This is a genomic window from Streptomyces sp. NPDC094143 (assembly GCF_040303825.1).
In the GTDB taxonomy this organism is placed as follows: Bacteria; Actinomycetota; Actinomycetes; order Streptomycetales; family Streptomycetaceae; genus Streptomyces.
Window position 1 is genome coordinate 24,966 of sequence record NZ_JBEOTZ010000036.1, and the last position, 17,685, is coordinate 42,650.

Genomic DNA, 17,685 nt, shown 5'->3' on the forward strand with positions numbered 1-17,685 from the left:
ATCGAGGACATCCTCGCCGCCCCTGGACGGGCAGACAGTGACGGCCGGGCGAATCGAGAAACTCCCGGAAGGAGAGTGAAGAAGCGAGGCCCTGATCCGCCGGACGGGTCAGGGCCTTCACGGTGAGCGATACCTGGGGATGCGGTCAGCCGCCCTGTGCAGGGGTCTGCTTGATGTCGTCGACGACGGCCCGCTTGAGGACGGCACTGGTGAAGTTCACCGTGCCGGGCTTGACCGGAACTTCCGATCCGTTCAACTGCTTGACCTGAACGGAACGCTCACCCAGGAACACATGGGTCTTCTTGTCGAAGATCCATTCTTCCCGCGCGCCGCTCGTCTCGTCCAGCCGGGCCACCGCGACGCCGTGCCGGCCGACCGCGTCCTCCGCCTCGTCGACGACCACCACACCTGGGATCTTCGCAGCGGCCTTGAACAGCGCCGGGTACAGCTCCGCCGGCGGGTAGCTCTCGCGGAGCAGATCCCCGATGGTGGTGAAGGCCTCCTGATCGGGGGAGCTGCCGTGGCCCTTGGTCTCCTTGTAGATCCTGGCCAGCAGTTCGTCAGGATCGGTAGGGAGCGCAGTGAGGTAGTCGTATGACGGATCGTTCAGGTGTGCCTGAGTGGTGCTGCCCTGCTCGTCGGGGAGGCTGAGGGGCTCACCCTCGGGGTTCTCGTTGACCATGGGATCGATGAGCCAGCCCTTCTTGCCGTCCGGGGAGTTCCACACCTGTCGGCGGTGCAACTCGTGGCTGGCCAGGGTGGTCTTGTCGTCGACCGTCTTCAGGAAGGTATCGGCGATCTTGGACTCGATGTAGATGTACTGGCCGGGTTTGACGGCCGGGCGGGACCTTTGGGCCGCCGCCAGCGAGATGCGGTCCAGCAACTGGGGCACTCCCTTGGTCGACGCGGCGCCGATTTCTGTGGTCAGGGCCGGTCCGGTGGCGACACCGCTGCCCCTGCCTCCGCTGCCGTTGTCTGTCACTATCGCGGCGGTGACCATTCCCGCCAGGGCCACCGTCATCGCGGGCAGCGCGATCGCCGGACGCGGCAGCCGCGAGCGCCGCCTCTTGGCGGGGGCTGCCGTCGCGGTGCGCTCATCCAGCTGCTCGGCGTGGATCTGGGCCATCAGACGCTCCTTGTGGATCTGGTGACGGCCCGTCGGCAGGTCTCGCGCTGTCCCGGACAGCAGTCGTGCGCTCTCATCCCACGCGGCTGAATTGTGCCGGGACGTGTTCGCGTTCATCGGTTTCCTTCCTGTGCGGGCCGGATGGTGTTTGCGTTATCGCCTCTTACCTGTCGGCCGGGGCGGACGCCTTCCCGTTTTCCGCCCACTTTTTCGGAGCCGGTTTGGGCGGAACGGTGTGACAGCTCGCTCACCGGGCGGCCCGTTTCTGCGCCGGGAGGCGTCGATTCGATCACGGTCATCGAGCGCAGCTTCTTTCGGGCCCGCGAAAGCCGGGACGCGACGGTGCCCACCGGAATTCCGAGCGCTTCGGCTGCGGCCTCGTAGTCCAGGCCCTCCCCCAGGCAGAGGGCGATGACCTCCCGCTCCGGCCTGCGCAGTGCGGCGAGTGCGGTGAGGGCCGCCGCCAGTCGGCGCCGGTCGTCGAGCCGGTCGGCCACCTCGTCGGCATGATCAGGCACGGACAACTCGGCCGCCGCGGCGGCCTGGGCCGCCGCCCGGTAGCGCCGATTGGTCCGGTACTGATTACGCGCGGTGTTGGTGGCGATACCCAGCAGCCAGGGTCGCAGGGAGCCGCCCTCGGGGTCGACCTTGTCGCGCAGCCTCCATGCCTCCATGAACGTCGCGGCCATCACGTCTTCGGCTGTCGACCAGTTGGCTGTCAACCGGAAAGCATGGTTGTAGACAGCGCGGGCGTAGCTGTCGAAGAGCTCGGCGAACGCGCTGGATTCCCCGGCCCGTACCCGGGTACGCAAATGAGTACTCACCTCAATGAGCTGTCCGGCACCCCGCACCGGCTTCCCGTGGCCTGCGTCACATCTGGCTCCGGCGGGGCATCCCGATCGACGGAACCTGCCCACGCTGCTTCGTCGGGGCCGGTCACACATTCCTCCATCCCCGCCCGGCAGCACTTCCGCGCGCGGGCCAACGCCATGTACTCCAGGTGGTACTGACGAACTCGTTCACGGTAAGCGTGAGACATCGCGAACCTCAGTGTGGCCTGCGTAGGCGCATCCGGTCCCGTTCCGGCGGTCCTGGTTGGCCGGCCAGCCGAGCGGCCGAATACCTTGTGGCCACCGCCCGGTCCAGGCCCGGACCCCCCCGCGGTGCCGGGCGAGTTGCGGCTCGCGCGCCCCTGCTTGGTGAGAAGGGGGTTGGCGTCCTGAGCGAGTGCTCTTGATCTGTCCGGTCAGCCGTTGTCCGCCGTCATCGCAGCGGCCCGCACGCCCTCGGGGCGGCGAGCCGCTGTCACGTCTGCTTCCGTCGCCTCACCGCGGATCGCCGTCGGCAGGCAGGCGGAGCGTGAAGGCGGATCCCTCCCCGAGGGTGCTCTCGGCCGACACCGTGCCGCCGTGCGCCTGCGCGAGGTGACGGACCAGGGGCAGGCCGAGACCGCTGCCGCCGGTGTGGCGGTTGCGTGACCTCTCCGCGCGCCAGAAGCGGTCGAACACCCTGGGCAGGTCCTCCTCGCTGATCCCGGTACCGGTGTCCGTGACGACGATCACGATGTCACCGCCCTCCGGCCGCGCCCGGAGACCGACGTGTCCGCCGGGTGGTGTGTGCCGCAGGGCGTTCGAGACGAGGTTGCCGACGGCCTGGCGCAACCGCACCGGATCCGCCGTCAGCACCAGTCCTTCGCCGGTGTCGGTGCAGGTGTCGGTCGTCAGCCTGATCCCGTCGCGGTCGGCCCGGGCGCGGTGCGCCGCTGCGATCTGCTCCAGGACGTCGTGGACCCCCACCCGTCGCAGGTTCAGCCGCAGATTCCCGGCGTCGGCGGCGGCCAGGTCCTGGAGGTCGTCGATGATGTGCTGGAGGAGCATCGCCTCCTCCAGCACGGAGGAGATCAGGTCGGGGTCGGGCGCGAGACCGTCCTCTGCGGCCTCCAGCCAGCTGCGGATGTTGGTCAGGGGCGTGCGCAGCTCGTGCGCGATGTCGCTGACGATGTCCTTGCGCTGCTGCTCCATGCGGAGCCGGCCTTCCGACATCTCGTTGAAGGCCTGCGCGAGGATGCCGGTCTCGTCGTGCCTGGTCACCGGGACGCGCACCGGCGAGCGCGCGCTGTGGCGCGCCGCGTCGGTCAGCGCGCGCAGCGGGCGCACCAGACGTGTGGCCAGCACGGCGCTCACCGTCACGGTGAGCGCCAGGACCAGGCCGGTGACGCCGGTGACACGCAGGGCATTGTCCCGGGACAGATCGAACTGGGGGCCCTCGGCCCCGCCGGGCGTGGTGACGAAGAGCAGCGCCATGGGGGCCACGTACCGGGCGAGCTGCTCGCGCCGGGACTGGGCGACGCATTCCTCGACCGTCCCGGCGTGCTTGCCGAGCGGCAGCTTGGTCAGCCATGTGAAGTCGGGCCTGACCTCCGCCCCTCCACTCAGTCCCCGGCGTTCCAGACACTCGTTGACCAGCACGTTGAGGTGGCGCAGGGCCGGGCGTTCAGTGGCGGTGGGCCGGTTCAGCCGGTCCGTCTCGGGGCATGCCTCGCCGAGGTACACCCCCTGGCTGGGCGCGGCGAGCCTGATGCGAGGGCGGCCGCTGGGGGTGTCGTCCCTGCTGGCCGCGACGCGGCCGGCGTTCAGGCAGGCGACGGCGTCGTCCGCGACGGCGCGCAGCGCCCGGGCCTCGTGCGCCGGGAGCAGATAGGGTCCGGTCGCCCGGGGGTCGATGCCGTCGGTGGCGGAACTGCCCGCGGTGTCCGCCCCGGCGTCCGTGCGCAGGGGGTCGATGACGGCCGAGGCATGCCGCGCCAGCGGGGAGTCCTCCCGGGAGGAGGCGGCGATCAGCGTGCGCTCGCCGGTGGTCAGCACGATGCGGCGGCCCGTGTCCCGGGCCAGCCTGCGCAGGGTGGGTTGGACGCCGTCCCAGCCGGGGTGGGCGGCCGCGTGGGCGGTGAGAGTGTCGTGGATCCTCCGGTCGTCGGCGATGACCTGGCCGTGTTCCTGGCGAATGGCCCGGGTGGTGCTCTGCACGGCGAGCCAGGCCGTGGTCGCGATCGAGCAGACGGCCACCAGGACGGAGGTGGCGATCAGACGTGCCAGGAGGCTGCGGCGCAAGGGCACAGTGGGACGTGTCATGGTCGGCGGCCGCCGTCGTGACCGGTGCCGGAGGACAGTTTGTAGCCGACGCCGAAGACCGTGACCAGGTGGACCGGGTGCTGCGGATCCGGCTCGATCTTCCTGCGCAGGTTGGCGATGTGCACGTCGACGACCCGGTCGCTGATGTACCGGTCCGACCCGCGGGTCATGGCCAGCAGCTGGGAACGGGTGAAAACCCGCTCGGGCTGCTCGGCCATCACCGCCAGCAGCGCGAACTCGCCCGGGGTGCAGCTCACCGGCTTCCCGTCATACCGCACCTCGTAGCGCTTCGGATCCACGGTCAGCGCACCGACGCCCAGGACGTCGTTCTCCGGCGCGACCGGTGCGGCACGGCGCAGCAGACTGCGGATGCGGGCCATCAGCTCCCGGGGGCTGTAGGGCTTGGTCATGTAGTCGTCGGCCCCGATGTCGAGACCGAGGAGCAGGTCCTCCTCGGTGGACCGCGCCGTGAGCATGAGCACGGGGAGGCGGTCGAACTCGCGGCGCAGCATGCGGCAGACATGCAAACCGTCGAGCCCGGGCAGCATGAGGTCGAGGACCAGGAGCTGGGGCAGGCGGGCCCGGGCGTGTTCGATCGCCGTGTGCCCGTCGTGGGCCACGGTGACCGTGTGTCCCTCATGGACCAGGTATCTGCGGACGACCTCCGCCTGTTTCTCGTCGTCCTCGACGACGAGTACGTGCGCGCACATGGCTGCGACTCTAGGCCGCGCCCCAGCGGCCTGGTCGCTTCCTGGCGTCAGCTTGGCGGGATCTTCATATCCTCCGATCAGCATCTGCCGCATGACGAATCTCTTGGACCGCTCCCCGCGTGAACACACCGGCTGGCCCCGAGCGCTGGCACTGACCGTGGCAGGTGTCGCCCTCCTGGGACTGACCGGCTGCGGTGACGGGGACGGCGACAGCGAGAAGGAAACCGGTGTCGCCTCGGTTTCGCGCTCGGGTGACGCGCAGAACCCGCGCGAGGCGGGGAAGCGGTCGGTGTCCCCCTCGGATCCCGACGCTGGCCGGCCGCAGCTGCGGCTGGACACCTCACCGGAGGAGGAGAACCGGCTGGAGCAGATCTACTTCACGTGCCTGCGGGACGAGGGCGTGCCCATGACACGCACGGCGGAGGGCACCCTGATACCCGACAAGACGAGGATGTCGGACTCCAACAGCTTCGCGGCCGAGTACGGCGCCTGCCGGTCCAAGGCGCCGCTTCCGCCACCGGAGTTCGACGCCGAGAAGAACCCCGACTGGGACGAGGGCTTCCGCAAGTGGCTCACGTGCATGAACGAGCGCGGACTGAAGGTCAAGGCCCTGCCTGATGGCCGGGGGTTCACCTTCCTGCCCATGAAGGTGGTGCCGCCTGACGTGCAGAAGATCCAGGACGAGTGCCAGAAGAAGGGCTTCAGCCAGTGACGGTTCCGGACTCCTCGGACCTCCCGGACTCCCCCGGTGCACTCCCTCCGCGCGCGGGCCGGCGGCCGTGCCGTCCGGTGCGGCGGCGGATCGCCTGGGTGGTGGTGGCCCTGGCGGTGACCGGCACCGCCGGGACGGCCGGTGTGGTGGCCATGGGCGGCGACGACACGCAGCACGCGTCCGGCAGCGCGGACGTCCCGGTCCGGACGGTCGCGGTGGTGCGCACCGACCTGTCGACCTCCATGACGCTCAGTGGCGAACTCGGGTACGGCCCGGTCCGGCAGATCAAGGCCACGGCCGGTGGCCTCGTCACCTGGCTGCCGGACGTCGGGGCGACCGTGAAACGCGGCGGAACGCTGTACCGGGTGGACGACCGTCCGGCCGTGGTCTTCTTCGGCGAGACGCCGCTGTTCCGCAGTCTGGACACCCCCGGTCTGGTCGGCCCCGACATCAGGACAGTCGCGGACAACCTCGAAGCTCTCGGATACGACATCGGACGCCAGCCCTCGGTCGGCACCGTCGTCCGGCAGCCCGCCGCCTCGCCGCCCCCGCCCGAGCAGCCGCAACCGTCCGGCAGTGGGACTGCGGCCGACGCCGCGTCCCCGAGCGGTGCAGCCGCGCGGCGGTCTTCGGACCCGCCGAAGAGCGCCCCGCCCGGCCCCGGCTCCTCCATCCCCGCGTCGCAGCGCGTCGAGGAGGGCGACGCCGTGCTCACGGACGCGCTGATCGCCGCGGTCAAGCGCTGGCAGGCATCCGCCGGCCTCCCCGCGACCGGCGTTCTCGGCCCGGGTGACGTGGTGGTCACCACGTCCGCGGTGCGGGTCAGCGCCGTACAGGCCCAGACCGGTGACGAGGCGACCGGCAACCTGCTCTCGGTGACGGCGACCCGCAAGGTGGTGACGGTCCCGGTGGACGCCCGCGACATCGGAGCCATCACCCCCGGCGCCCGGGTACGGGTGACGCTCCCCGACCAGTCCTCGGCCCAAGGCGAGGTCACCCAGATCAGCAGCGTGGTCACCGCTCCGCAGGGCGGCGAGAGCGACGGCACGGCACGCCGCATGGACGTCACGATCGAGGTCGACGACGCCGGGACGGTACGGCGTCTGTCCTCCTCCACGGTCCAGGTGGAATTCACCGGCCGCGTACGGAAGAACGTCCTCGCCGTACCGGTCAGCGCGCTGCTCGCGCTGGCCGAGGGCGGCTACGGCTTGCAGCGTCCCGGCGGCTCCCTCGTGGCCGTCAGGACGGGTCTGCTGGCCAGGGGCATGGCCGAGATCAGCGGGCCGGGCGTCAGGGAGGGCATGAAAGTGGTGGCGACCTCTTGAACGTCCCGGTACTCACCGTGCGCGACGCCGGCATGGTCTACCCGGGCGGGGTCACCGCCCTGGAAGGGGTGTCCCTGACCGTGCACCGGGGGGAACTCCTCGCCATCGTGGGCCCGTCCGGATCGGGCAAGTCCACGCTGCTGAACATCATGGGGACACTGGACCGGCCCACCAGCGGCACGGTGGAGATCGGCGGGCAGGACATCGCGCGTCTGCCCGACCGCCGCCTCTCAGCTCTGCGGGGCCGCTGGCTCGGGTTCGTCTTCCAGCAGTTCCACCTCACCCCCGGCCTGACCGCCGCGGACAACGTGTCCACCGGTCTGCTCTACGCCGGGGTGCCGCGCCGCAGGCGACCCGCTCTGGCCGTCGAGGCACTGCACCGGGTGGGCCTCGCGGAGCGCGCCGGCCATCTTCCGCACCAGTTGTCGGGGGGCGAGCAGCAGCGGGTGGCCATCGCCCGAGCTCTGGTCAACGAACCCGCTCTGGTCCTGGCCGACGAGCCGACCGGGGCGCTGGACACCGCGAACGGAAACGCCGTGCTGGAACTGCTGCACACGCTCCACCGCGAGGGCACCACGATCGCGATCATCACCCACGACCGGGACATCGCCGCATCGCTGCCCCGGCGGGTCGAGATCCTCGACGGCCGTCTGGCCGCCGACACCGCGACGGAGGGACCGCGATGAGGACCCCACCCGCACGCCCACGCGCACCGCGGACGAACGTCCCGGCGGCACCCGGGGGGACGCCCGGCCCGAGGCGGGAGGCATCGCTGCGCTCAGCAGGCCGGTGCGGCTGACCCCGGCCGATGTGGTCATGCTTGCCGTCGTCGGCGTCCGCTCCCGCAGACTGCGGTCCGTGCTCTCCGCCCTGGGCATCTCCCTCGGCATCGCCACCATGATCGTGGTGACCGGCATCCCGGCGTCCGGGCACAAGGCGCTGATGCGCGAGCTGTCCGCCCTGGGCACCAACATGCTGCAAGTGGTCCCCCTGCCCGACCAGAACCCGCCCGTCCGGCTGCCCGAGGAGTCGGTGGACATGGCGGACCGTATCGGGCCGGTGACCGTGGCCAGCGCGGTCGCCAACACCAACACGGTCATACGGCGCTCCGACCGCGCGGACGCCGACGACTACCTGGGCATCACCGTCCTCGCCGCCAAGCACAACCTGCTCGAGGCGGTGCACGGCGATCTCCGCCACGGCCGTTTCCTCGGTCCGGCGTCCGACCGGCTCCCGACCGTCGTCCTCGGCTCGACGGCCGCCTCACGGCTCGGCGTGCCCCGGCTCGGCGCCGGCCTCGGCACGCCAATGGTCACCGTCAACGGCACGTGGTTCACCGTCGTCGGCATCCTCGATCCCGTTCCGCTCGCCCCCGAACTGGACCGGGCGGCGCTGGTCGGCTGGGAGACGGCCCGTGACCGGCTCCGCTTCGACGGGCATCCCACGGTGATCTACGTCAACGCCCGGGAGGAGGCCCTGGAGGACGTCCGGGCCGTACTGCCGGCCACCGTCAACCCGGCGCTCCCGCAGGCCGTCCGGGTCAGCCGCCCCTCCGACGCGCTCGCCGCGAAGCGCGCCTCCGAGGACAACGCTTCGGCACTCTTCCTCGGACTGGCCGCCGTGGCCCTGCTCGTGGGGGGTGTCGGTGTCGCCAACACCATGTTCATCTCCGTGCTGGAGCGCCGCCGGGAGATCGGACTGCGCCGTGCGCTGGGCGCCAGCAGGGGCCAGATCCGCAACCAGTTCCTGGTGGAGGCTGTGGCACTGTCGGCGTTCGGCGGCGCGGCCGGCAGCCTGCTCGGCGTCCTCGTCGTGGTGGGCTACGCCCTCTCCCAGGGCTGGCCGCCCGCGGTGCCGCCCGGTGCGGTGCTGGGCGGCTGCGGGGGTGCTGTGCTGGTGGGGATCGCGGCGGGTGTCTATCCCTCGATCACCGCGTCCCGGCTGACCCCGAGCGAGGCGCTGAGCACCCTGTGAGACGGCCGGCCGGTGCGCCCGCCTCCCGCCCGCGGCGGCGGGAGCCCGTCGGGCTCCCCGCGGCGCTCTCGGGCCGGCGTGGCGGACTGTCCGTCCCACCCGTCCGTCCACCGCTCGTACAGTGCCATGTCCCGTGCGTCACCTGGTGCAGGGCGGCCTGCCGGGGCCGGAGCTGCTCGTGTCCGGCACATCGAAGCTGCTGGACGGGAGCCACAACCCGCTCCACCGTGCCCTGGGCGTCACTCCTCGGGCCCGCCCGGCAGCTGCGTGCGCTTCGGCGGGGTCTCCGGTCGGCGGCCTGGCAGGCCAGCCCGTAGGCGGCCCGCTCCCCCGGCGCGTGTCCCTGCCGTTCCTCATACTTGGCCGTCAGGACGGGCAGCGCGTCCTCGATCTGCTGGCGGCCGGTCGACTGCCAGCGGATGAGCCGCCGGTCGATGCCCGCGATGTCCATGACGGGCCGGCGACCGGGCGTCACCTCGCGCGGCTCCCACGCCCACCCGATCCGGGCGGACACCTCCTCCATGAAGTACAGGGTGTAGAGCGCTCGCGGCGGACGGCTCACTTCGGCCACGGACGGGCATGGGCGCTGGCCGCGCCGATCGCCGCTCTCACCGCCCGTTCAACCAGCGAGACACCGTCCTCCATCGACGCGTTGCCGCTGCTGAGGACCGAGACCAGGTACCGGTGCCCATGCACCTTGACCTGGCCGATGCTGTTGATTACCCACAGCCCGGTTGTGGTCCGCTGCAGCCAGCCGTTCTTGAGAGCCCATTGGGAGGATGCTGCCGAGACCCCCCAGTCCTGACCCTCCGCGATGTCGCCCATCAGCTCCTGGATGTAGGCACGGGACGCCGGGTTCAGCCCTTCCCGCAGGCGGGCGGGGTCCGCCGGCCCACGGGCGAACACCGAACGCAACAAGCGGATCTGATCCGTTGCCGTGGTCCGGGTGAGTCCCCAGTGGACACCGGGGCCGCCCCGTGTCGAGGAAAGCCCCAGCCGCTCGTTCACCGCTTTGAGACCTTCACCCTTGCCGATCGCCCGCCAAAGGAGGCCCGCCGCCTTGTTGTCACTAATCTTGATCATCGCCTCGGCGGCTTGGTGCTCCTCGGTCGTCAGCTCGCGGCCCGCGTCCTGCGCCTGAAGAAGGAGCGCCGCGAGGATGTTCACCTTGCTGATGCTCGCCGTGTTGAACGTCGCGTGGCCCCGGTAGGACGCGATCTCCCGGTCAGCGCCGTCCAGGTCGAGCACGGCCACCGCCAGCCGCGTGTGACCGTCCCGCAGCACCGGCTTGAGCACCCGCGCGAGAGTCGTGCCGAAGTCCTGCGGCGGTGGCGCCGCCAATACGGCGGCCGACCTATTCCCCCTCATGGATGGTGCCTGCACCTCGTCGAGCGCGCCCGTGGAGGAGCAGGCAGTGAGCGACGCCACGACCGCAGTGGCGGCACAGGCCATCAGGGCGTGCGGGCGGAGGCCGGCGCAATGGGGTCCTCCGGGTGCATCGTACGTCCCACTGAGCTGTTCATCGGGCATTGCGGGCAGGCCTCGGTATTTCTGTGTAGGGAGATGACGACAGGCCAGTGCATTCGAACAGAACGGCCGTGATGGCGGTGACTGGCACCACGACAGGTATGCCATTCCCAAGACCTCGACCCGCTCCCAGCGGGCGTCGGACAGATCACTCGGATAGGTGCAGCGTTTCTCCATGAACTGGACGTACCGCCGTGAGGCGAGTGCGCCCCAGGCCGCTTTACTTCCATCCTCAGCCGTTACCCGACCGGAACGATCGCTAGAGGTCGTTTCTCCCTGAGTGAGGCGTTTCTCTTGATTTGCGACCGACGCTGTGGGGTGCTGACGGGAACATCGGCATGAGTTGGGCCCGAGCTCTCGCGCCTGGTGATCTTTGCCGACAAGTGCCTCTGTGCGTGCTGATCTTGTTCTGGACGACCTGTGGGAGCGCGTGGCTCCGCTGTTGCCGCCTGCTCCCGAGCGGCGCCAACCCCGGGAAGCTGCGTGTGTCGGATGTCGGACCGGGCAGCGCTCCGGGGCATCCCGTATGTACTTCGAACGGGCGTGGCCTGGCGCGATGTTGCGACCGAGTCCGTGGGCTGCTCCGGGATGACGGCGTGGCGCCGACTGCGGAACTGAACCGAGCTGGCGTCTGGCCCCGCCTGCACGCCGCCCTCCCGGCCGAGCTGAGGCGGGCGGACCTGCTGGACCTGGATGACTGTGTCGTGGACGGGTCGCACCTACGGGCGCTCAAGGGGGGACCGCGTCGGACCCTCACCCGTCGACTGGACGTCCTGGTACTGCTGAGTCATCCCGCGCTGTTCGTCCCACGCCTTCCTCGCCCTCGTCCATGCCGACGAACACGCTGGGCACCCCAATCGGACGGACTGCCGCCGCTCACCTGCAACGAGATTCAGCATCTGTTCAATCGCGCTCGTCGGCCGACGCGTCCACAGCCCGGCCCGCCAACTCGACTGGTCACACTGGCGACGTCGCCACCGGGCCCGATCCCAGGCCAGCCACTATCAACGACAAGTTCCTCAGGCATGAAGATCGCGGTCTACAGCTGCGGTATTAGGCCGTTCGGACCGAGTTCCCGCCGCCTGGCGCGGTGAAGTTTGCAACGCGTCTTAGTGACTGTCATTACTGACCTGATCCAATGCTTGGTTCCGGTGGACCCTTCGAATCATGGGTAGGCAATGAAGGCAGGGAAGGACCCAAAGCGCAGCCGGAAGGGTGCTGTGCAGAGTGCGAGGGCATTCGCGGCTCTGGTGTCACGGCGCCGACACCGGGCCTTCCTCTGGGTCACCGGAGCCGTAGGTCTGCTGTCCGCCGTTTCGGCCGGTTTCCTGGTGTGGGAGGTCCGCGCGGTCCAGAGCAATCTCGCTGCGGCTCAGGTGGCCACGGGACGTCTGCAAGCGGAGATGGCCCGTCATCGCCAACCCTCGGCCGAGATGCTGGGCGACATCCGGAAACACACAGCGGCCGCCCGGAACGCGGCCGGCACGCCGGTGTGGAGCGCAGCCGAGAACCTCCCACTGATGGGCCCACCGCTCCGTTCCGCCCGGGGACTGAGTGTCGCCGCCGACGAGATGGCCACCGGGGTACTGCCGGAGGCGGTGCGACTGCATCAGATGCTCGCGTCCGGCCAGATGGTGCACCAGGGTCGCGTCGACCTCCGCCGGCTTTCGGCTGTCACGGACCTGCTGGGGAATGTGCACCGTCAGCTGACCGGACTCGAGATGAGTCTGGATGGCCTGCCCGCCTCGACGGCGGTCGGTCGCCTCGACACGGCACGGCAGCGGCTGTCCGACCGAGTGGCGCGCCTTTCCGGCTCTGTCTCCGAGGCGGAGGCGACGGCGCGGCTGCTGATGCCTCTTCTGGGTGCCTCGGAGCCACGCTCCTATTTTCTTGCCTTGCAGAACAATGCCGAGGCCCGGGGCACCGGTGGCCTCGTAGGCACCTTTGGCATCTTGACCGCCGACCGTGGTCGCATCACTTTGCACGACTTCGCGTCGGATGACACGCTGCCGCGCACCACCACCCCCGTGGCCAACTTCGGGCCGGCGTTCGACCGCCGGTACGGAGCTGCTGAGAGCACCCAGGGGCTGGCCAATTCCAATCTGTCCGCTCATTTTCCCTATGCGGCGCAGATCTGGGTGGGCTTGTGGCAGCGGCATACGGGGCAGCGTCTCGATGGGGCCATCGCGACCGATCCCGTGGGACTCGCCCGTGTCCTCAAAGCCACGGGGCCGGTCCGCCTTCCGGACGGAAAACATCTGACGACGAGCAACGCCGTAGAGCTCACCGAAAGCACCCTTTACGCATCGTACAGCAACCTCGAACGAAAGCGATTCCTCGTACAGGTCGCACAGTCAGTAGCTACTGCCTTGCTGGGCAACCACCACGATTCGGTAGCCCTCCTCCGCGCACTGCGGCAGAACGCCGACGACGGCCGACTACGTGTGTGGAGCAGAGAGGCCTCCACCCAGTCGGCACTCGAGAAAGCCGGGCTGGCCGGCGACGTCCCCGAGAGACCAGGGCCGTTCGCCTATCTGGTGGTCAACAATTCCGCAGGCAACAAAATGGACTACTATCTGCGCCGGTCGCTGACCTACGAGCTTGGTCCTTGTGAGGGCGGCATCCGTTCCAGCGTGGTGCGAATCAGGCTGACAAACGCCGCTCCCGCTGCGGGCCTGCCTGCCCTCGTCGCTCTCCGCTCCGACGATCCCCGGCGCTCACACCCACCGGGGTCCACAAGCGTCTGGCTTTCGTTGTACGCCAGTTCCGGTGCGCGGTTCACAGGTGGGACCCTGGACGGGCGGCGACTTCTGTTGTCGTCGACCGAGGAGCGCGGTCACCCGGTACTCGGGACGCAGGTGGAACTCCTGCCCGGTCAGACGCGAGAAGTGGACATTCGTCTGTTGGAACCGGCTTCGGACCGCGCCCCCGTGGTGCCCTTGCAGCCGTTGGCACGGCAGCAGACCACCAAGGTGCGTGTCCAGCCGTGCGTGAAGTAGCCGGGTGCCTTGAGTGAACCTCAAGGGACCCACGCCCGAAAGGGTGCAGCGGGACTCATCCGCCCGAGCAGCGAAATCGTACTCACAGAAAATCGCGGCCGCGAGAACGCAAGAAGATTCTGATCCACCCGAAAGGATGCGGCGGCGTCCGTGGACATACCGTCAGCAAACTGCCGAAATAGGCCTTCGGCACATGAAGACCTGCTGATCGGGGTTCACCTTGCGTGGGGAATGCGCGGGCAACGACAAGATGACAGCGGTTCATCCTGCGGTGTTCCACACCGCACAGGAAAGCCGCGCTTTGCCGGGTGGCTGGTCCGGGGTAGCCGCCCGGTACCGTCGGCCGGCGGTGCAAGCCGCCATGGACGCGATCGCCTGGACTTGCGGCCTGTTGATTGCCGGCCTGGCCACCAGCGGCGCTTCCCATCTGCTCGTCAAACCTGACGACCTGGTGATCGTCTGTGCTGTCACATCGACAGCAGTGGTACTGGCCGGGGCCGTGTGCGGGCTCTACTCCGGGCGCTATCAGGCTCAGACCGGCGCGGAGTTGAGCGCGGTGCTGGTCTCCGCCGGGCTGACCGGGCTGCTTGTGGAGTGCATCTTCCAGGCGGGGCTTCTCGTGGTGGGCGTCGTGCCGGGCGTGGCCGGCCTCGCCGCCCTGGTTGGTGTGCTTGCCATGATCACCGTGAGGGCCGCAGTTGCGGCCATCCGGCGCAGGCCGAGAAGGCCCGCGCCGACCGCCGTCAAGGTGATCGTGTTCGGCGCGGGCAGCGCCGGAACGCAACTGGTGCAGCGGTTGACCGGTCAGCCTGGTGCGCAATACCACCCGGTTGCCCTGCTGGATGACGACCCAGGCAAGCGCCGACTGCGGATCTGCGGTATCCGAGTGCGCGGCGGGCGGGATCGGCTCGCGGAGGTCGCTGCGGAGACCGGGGCGACGGTCATGCTGATCGCGATCGCCGGCGGGTGCCGGGACGGCCGGGTGGTCCGCGAGCTGATCACACTGGCCGAGTCGATCGGTCTGATCACCAAGGTGATTCCGCGCGCTGAGGAACTGGTCGCCGGACCGGCGCGGATCGACGATGTCCGCGACCCGCGGATCACTCAGTTGCTGGGCCGCGATCCGATCCGGCTGGACCTGACGTCGGCCGCCGGTCAATTCGCCGGACGCCGCATCCTTGTCACCGGCGCCGGCGGATCGATCGGTTCTGAGCTGTGCCGCCAGTTGCACCGGCTGGGTCCCGCGTCGCTGGTGTTGCTCGACCGGGACGAATCAGCTCTGCACGCGATCCAGCTCGCGCTGCACGGCCGTGCGCTGCTCGATTCCGACGAGGTTGTGCTCGCCGATATCAGAGATGCCTCCCGCATCCGCGAGATCTTCGCGCAGACCCGCCCCGAGATCGTGTTCCACACGGCGGCGGTGAAACATCTCCCGCTGCTCGAGCGGTATCCGGCCGAGGCGCTGAAGACGAACGTGACCGGCACGCTGAACGTGCTGCAAGCGGCTGCGGCCTGTGGCGTGCGGTCGTTCGTGAACGTCTCCACCGACAAGGCGGCCGACCCAGTCAGCGTCCTGGGCACCTCCAAGCGGATCACCGAGCGGCTCACCGCACACATGGCCGGTGAACACCCCGGGACCTGGGTGTCCGTCAGGTTCGGCAATGTCCTGGGCAGCCGGGGTTCACTGCTCGGCTCGATGTCCGCGCAGATCGCTGCGGGCGGCCCGGTCACCGTGACACACCCGCAGGTCGCTCGCTACTTCATGACAGCGACCGAAGCCGTCCAACTGGTACTGCAGGCCGTGGCCGTCGGGGAGAGCGGTGAGGTCCTCGTCCTTGACATGGGAGACCAGGTCCGCATCGTCGACCTCGCCCGTCGTATGGCCACTGCGGCATCGCGGCACGTCGAGATCGTCTTTACCGGACTGCGACCCGGCGAAAAGCTGACCGAGGATCTGCTGGGCGAGGAGGAGCCGGACCATCGGCCGAGGCATCCGCTGGTCAGACAGGTGCCGGTGCCCGTACTCGATGTCGGTGAGGTCACCGGCATCGGTCACCTCACCGATCCGGACGAGGTACGCGCCGCCTTGGCGCGCCTCGCCGCCGCGCCCCACACCAAGCAGCCGGCCGACCGTCCCATGCTGCCCGGCCAGCCCGAAAAAGCGGAGGCCAGCAGATGACCGCCCCACTTCTGCCGGGCCGGTACACGGCAGTCTCGGTGATTCCGGAGGCACCCACCGCAGTGCCCGACGGTCCCCCGGTCGGCAACCAGGAGCCTCGCCACAAGCCGTACCGCGGCAAGCGACTGCTGGACCTGGTCGTGGTCAGCCTGATCATCGTGCCGGCCGCGCTGCTCTGCGCGATCGCCGCGCTGGCGCACCTGCTCGCGCATGGCAGACCCGTCCTGTTCCGGCAGCAGCGGGTTGGCCGCGACGGCCGTCTCTTCGTCCTGCTGAAGCTGCGCACGATGCGGAATGTTCCGGCCAGCCCGGAGAGTCCGGGTGACGCCGATACCGCCCGGGTGACCGCGGTCGGCCGGGTGCTGCGCCGCACGTCCCTTGACGAGTTGCCGCAGCTGGTCAATGTGCTGCGCGGACAGATGAGCCTGGTCGGGCCTCGGCCGACCTTGCCCTATCAGGTACGCCGGTACACGCATCGTCAGCAGGTGCGGCTGCTGGCCACCCCAGGCCTGACCGGCCTGGCCCAGGTGCACGGGCGACAGCGGCTGAGCTGGCCGGAGCGCATCGAGTGGGATCTGCGTTACGTCCTCCGTCAGAGCTTCCGGCTCGACCTGGCCATCTTGTTCCTCACCATCTGGACGGTCCTGGCCGGGCGCGGAGCCACCGCCAGCCACGACAGCGATCCGATCGCCCGCAAACCAGAAAGGATTCTCTCAGGTGCCTGACAGCAACGTCCGGATCCGGCTTGCCAGTCCCGATCTCGGTGAGGAGGAAGAGGATGCGGTACGCAGGGTCCTGCGCAGCGGTGTTCTCACCAACGGCGCGGAGAACGAGGCCTTCGCGCAGGAGTTCGCCGACCGGCATCGGGCGCGGTTCGGTGTGACGTTCTGTACCGGCACGGCCGCGCTGCACGCCATGTTGCTCGCCGAGGGCCTCGGCCCCGGCGACGAGGTGATCGTCCCGTCGATGACCTTCGTCGCCACCGCGACATCGGTGTGCCACGTCGGGGCCACCCCGGTGTTCGCCGACATCGACCCACGGACGTTCAACCTCGACCCCCTATCGGTCGCGGCCCGGATCACCCAGGCCACGCGGGCGGTCATGACCGTCCACTACGCCGGGCAGCCCGGTGACCTCGACGGGCTGGCACAGGTATGCGGCGCGGTCGGCGTGCCGTTGCTGGAGGACGCCGCGCAGGCGGCCGGCGCCGAGTACCGCGGCCGACCGGTCGGCACCTTCGGCCGGTCGGCCATGTTCAGCTTCACCCCTACCAAGAACATCACCACCGGTGAGGGCGGCATTGTGCTGACCAATGACCCGGGCGTTGCGGAGCGGCTGAAACTGCTCCGCAACCATGGTCAGACTGGGCTGTACCAGCATGAGAGCCTCGGCTACAACTGGCGACTGACCGAGATGCAGGCCGCGATCGGCCGGGTGCAACTGCGCAAGCTGGACAGCATCCTGGGGCGCAAACAGCTGATCGCGGAATCACTGACCCGGCGGCTGGCAGGGTTGCCCGGCCTGACGACGCCGCACCAGGTACCCGATGCCAGGGGAAGCTGGATGCTGTACACCTGCCTGCTTCCCGGCATCCGCGACCAAGTGCTCGCCGACCTGCTGGACCAGGGCATCGAGGCACGGATCTACTTCCCGCCGGTGCACCGGCAGCCGATCTTCGCCCGGCGGGACGGCGGCACCGGGGACGCTGCGGCACTGCCGATGACCGAGGCCGTCGCCCAGGCGATGCTCTCGCTGCCGGTGCACCACCGGCTGACCGAGGCCGAGGTGGCCGAGATCGCCGACGCGGTGACGACCGCCGTCGGCCGGGCAACCGCGTCGCCGAATGCCACGGGTCAGCCGCTGTCGGTTGGTGCCCGGTGACCGCGCATCACGAGCGGCCGTGCCCCACTTGGGCGCGATGGGTCGGAACCGCGCCCAGCTTCTTGGCCGCACCGCCCGGTGTGCCGGGTCACGGCCCACGATGACCTGACCGGCAGCACGG

At 69.7% G+C, this 17,685-nt stretch carries 14 protein-coding genes and 1 pseudogene; 9 read left to right on the forward strand and 6 right to left on the reverse strand.

The window, feature by feature from the left end; translation table 11 throughout:
* Positions 1 to 145: 145 nt before the first annotated feature.
* The 4 genes from ABTZ58_RS32905 to ABTZ58_RS32920 form a co-directional block, all read right to left on the reverse strand.
* A complete protein-coding gene (locus tag ABTZ58_RS32905) occupies positions 146 to 1,243 on the reverse strand; it encodes a CU044_5270 family protein (RefSeq protein WP_351364799.1) in 1,098 nt (365 codons plus the stop codon).
* Positions 1,240 to 1,938, reverse strand: a complete 699-nt coding sequence (locus ABTZ58_RS32910) for an RNA polymerase sigma factor (RefSeq protein WP_351364802.1) — start codon at positions 1,936 to 1,938, stop codon at positions 1,240 to 1,242. Before ABTZ58_RS32910 ends, ABTZ58_RS32905 begins: the two co-directional genes overlap by 4 nt.
* 513 nt (positions 1,939 to 2,451) lie before the next feature.
* Entirely contained in the window at positions 2,452 to 4,242 is a 1,791-nt protein-coding gene (locus ABTZ58_RS32915) for a sensor histidine kinase (RefSeq protein WP_351364888.1), read from the reverse strand.
* A gap of 11 nt (positions 4,243 to 4,253) precedes the next feature.
* Positions 4,254 to 4,967, reverse strand: a complete 714-nt coding sequence (locus tag ABTZ58_RS32920; RefSeq protein ID WP_351364805.1) for a response regulator transcription factor — start codon at positions 4,965 to 4,967, stop codon at positions 4,254 to 4,256.
* Between the two features lie 91 nt (positions 4,968 to 5,058).
* Here ABTZ58_RS32920 and ABTZ58_RS32925 point away from each other — a divergent pair, with 91 nt between their 5' ends.
* The 4 genes from ABTZ58_RS32925 (at position 5,059) to ABTZ58_RS32940 (ending at position 8,978) form a co-directional block, all read left to right on the forward strand.
* Entirely contained in the window at positions 5,059 to 5,679 is a 621-nt protein-coding gene (locus ABTZ58_RS32925) for a hypothetical protein (RefSeq protein ID WP_351364808.1), read from the forward strand.
* Positions 5,676 to 7,004, forward strand: a complete 1,329-nt coding sequence (locus ABTZ58_RS32930) for a hypothetical protein (RefSeq protein WP_351364811.1) — start codon at positions 5,676 to 5,678, stop codon at positions 7,002 to 7,004. Before ABTZ58_RS32925 ends, ABTZ58_RS32930 begins: the two co-directional genes overlap by 4 nt.
* A gap of 32 nt (positions 7,005 to 7,036) precedes the next feature.
* Complete coding sequence (locus tag ABTZ58_RS32935) at positions 7,037 to 7,690, forward strand: ABC transporter ATP-binding protein (RefSeq protein WP_351364891.1); 654 nt, start codon at positions 7,037 to 7,039, stop codon at positions 7,688 to 7,690.
* 130 nt (positions 7,691 to 7,820) lie between these two features.
* Positions 7,821 to 8,978 (forward strand): ABC transporter permease, encoded by a 1,158-nt coding sequence (locus tag ABTZ58_RS32940; RefSeq protein WP_351364814.1) that lies wholly within the window; start codon positions 7,821 to 7,823, stop codon positions 8,976 to 8,978.
* On the opposite strand, the gene ABTZ58_RS40295 is transcribed toward ABTZ58_RS32940, so the two are convergent.
* Positions 8,932 to 9,501 (reverse strand): relaxase domain-containing protein, encoded by a 570-nt coding sequence (locus ABTZ58_RS40295; protein ID WP_502996167.1) that lies wholly within the window; start codon positions 9,499 to 9,501, stop codon positions 8,932 to 8,934. The genes ABTZ58_RS32940 and ABTZ58_RS40295 overlap by 47 nt on opposite strands.
* Before the next feature lie 35 nt (positions 9,502 to 9,536).
* Entirely contained in the window at positions 9,537 to 10,406 is an 870-nt protein-coding gene (locus ABTZ58_RS32950; RefSeq protein WP_351364817.1) for a serine hydrolase, read from the reverse strand.
* Between the two features lie 490 nt (positions 10,407 to 10,896).
* Between ABTZ58_RS32950 and ABTZ58_RS32955 the strand changes: the two are divergent.
* From ABTZ58_RS32955 to ABTZ58_RS32980, 5 genes and pseudogenes are all read left to right on the forward strand, one after another.
* A pseudogene (locus ABTZ58_RS32955) lies at positions 10,897 to 11,286 on the forward strand (transposase); the annotation flags it as partial.
* 652 nt (positions 11,287 to 11,938) lie between these two features.
* Positions 11,939 to 13,504, forward strand: coding sequence for a DUF4012 domain-containing protein (locus ABTZ58_RS32965; protein WP_351364820.1), 1,566 nt, complete (start codon positions 11,939 to 11,941; stop codon positions 13,502 to 13,504).
* Between the two features lie 361 nt (positions 13,505 to 13,865).
* Positions 13,866 to 15,683, forward strand: a complete 1,818-nt coding sequence (locus tag ABTZ58_RS32970; protein WP_351364823.1) for an SDR family NAD(P)-dependent oxidoreductase — start codon at positions 13,866 to 13,868, stop codon at positions 15,681 to 15,683.
* The gene (locus tag ABTZ58_RS32975; RefSeq protein ID WP_351364826.1) at positions 15,680 to 16,408 is read left to right on the forward strand and encodes a sugar transferase; all 729 of its coding nucleotides are present in this window, start codon (positions 15,680 to 15,682) and stop codon (positions 16,406 to 16,408) included. The genes ABTZ58_RS32970 and ABTZ58_RS32975 overlap by 4 nt, the downstream gene beginning before the upstream one ends.
* Positions 16,401 to 17,564, forward strand: a complete 1,164-nt coding sequence (locus tag ABTZ58_RS32980) for a DegT/DnrJ/EryC1/StrS family aminotransferase (protein ID WP_351364828.1) — start codon at positions 16,401 to 16,403, stop codon at positions 17,562 to 17,564. The genes ABTZ58_RS32975 and ABTZ58_RS32980 overlap by 8 nt, the downstream gene beginning before the upstream one ends.
* Positions 17,565 to 17,685 lie beyond the last annotated feature (121 nt).

What these genes read in the sequence shown, in the direction of transcription:
- ABTZ58_RS32905 (WP_351364799.1), bottom strand. Translation starts at nt 1,243, where the DNA reads ATGAACGCGAACACGTCCCGGCACAATTCAGCCGCGTGGGATGAGAGC.
- ABTZ58_RS32975 (WP_351364826.1), top strand. Translation starts at nt 15,680, where the DNA reads ATGACCGCCCCACTTCTGCCGGGCCGGTACACGGCAGTCTCGGTGATT.
- ABTZ58_RS32925 (WP_351364808.1), top strand. Translation starts at nt 5,059, where the DNA reads ATGACGAATCTCTTGGACCGCTCCCCGCGTGAACACACCGGCTGGCCC.
- ABTZ58_RS40295 (WP_502996167.1), bottom strand. Translation starts at nt 9,501, where the DNA reads ATGGAGGAGGTGTCCGCCCGGATCGGGTGGGCGTGGGAGCCGCGCGAG.
- ABTZ58_RS32970 (WP_351364823.1), top strand. Translation starts at nt 13,866, where the DNA reads ATGGACGCGATCGCCTGGACTTGCGGCCTGTTGATTGCCGGCCTGGCC.
- ABTZ58_RS32920 (WP_351364805.1), bottom strand. Translation starts at nt 4,967, where the DNA reads ATGTGCGCGCACGTACTCGTCGTCGAGGACGACGAGAAACAGGCGGAG.
- ABTZ58_RS32935 (WP_351364891.1), top strand. Translation starts at nt 7,037, where the DNA reads ATGGTCTACCCGGGCGGGGTCACCGCCCTGGAAGGGGTGTCCCTGACC.
- ABTZ58_RS32965 (WP_351364820.1), top strand. Translation starts at nt 11,939, where the DNA reads ATGCTGGGCGACATCCGGAAACACACAGCGGCCGCCCGGAACGCGGCC.
- ABTZ58_RS32940 (WP_351364814.1), top strand. Translation starts at nt 7,821, where the DNA reads ATGCTTGCCGTCGTCGGCGTCCGCTCCCGCAGACTGCGGTCCGTGCTC.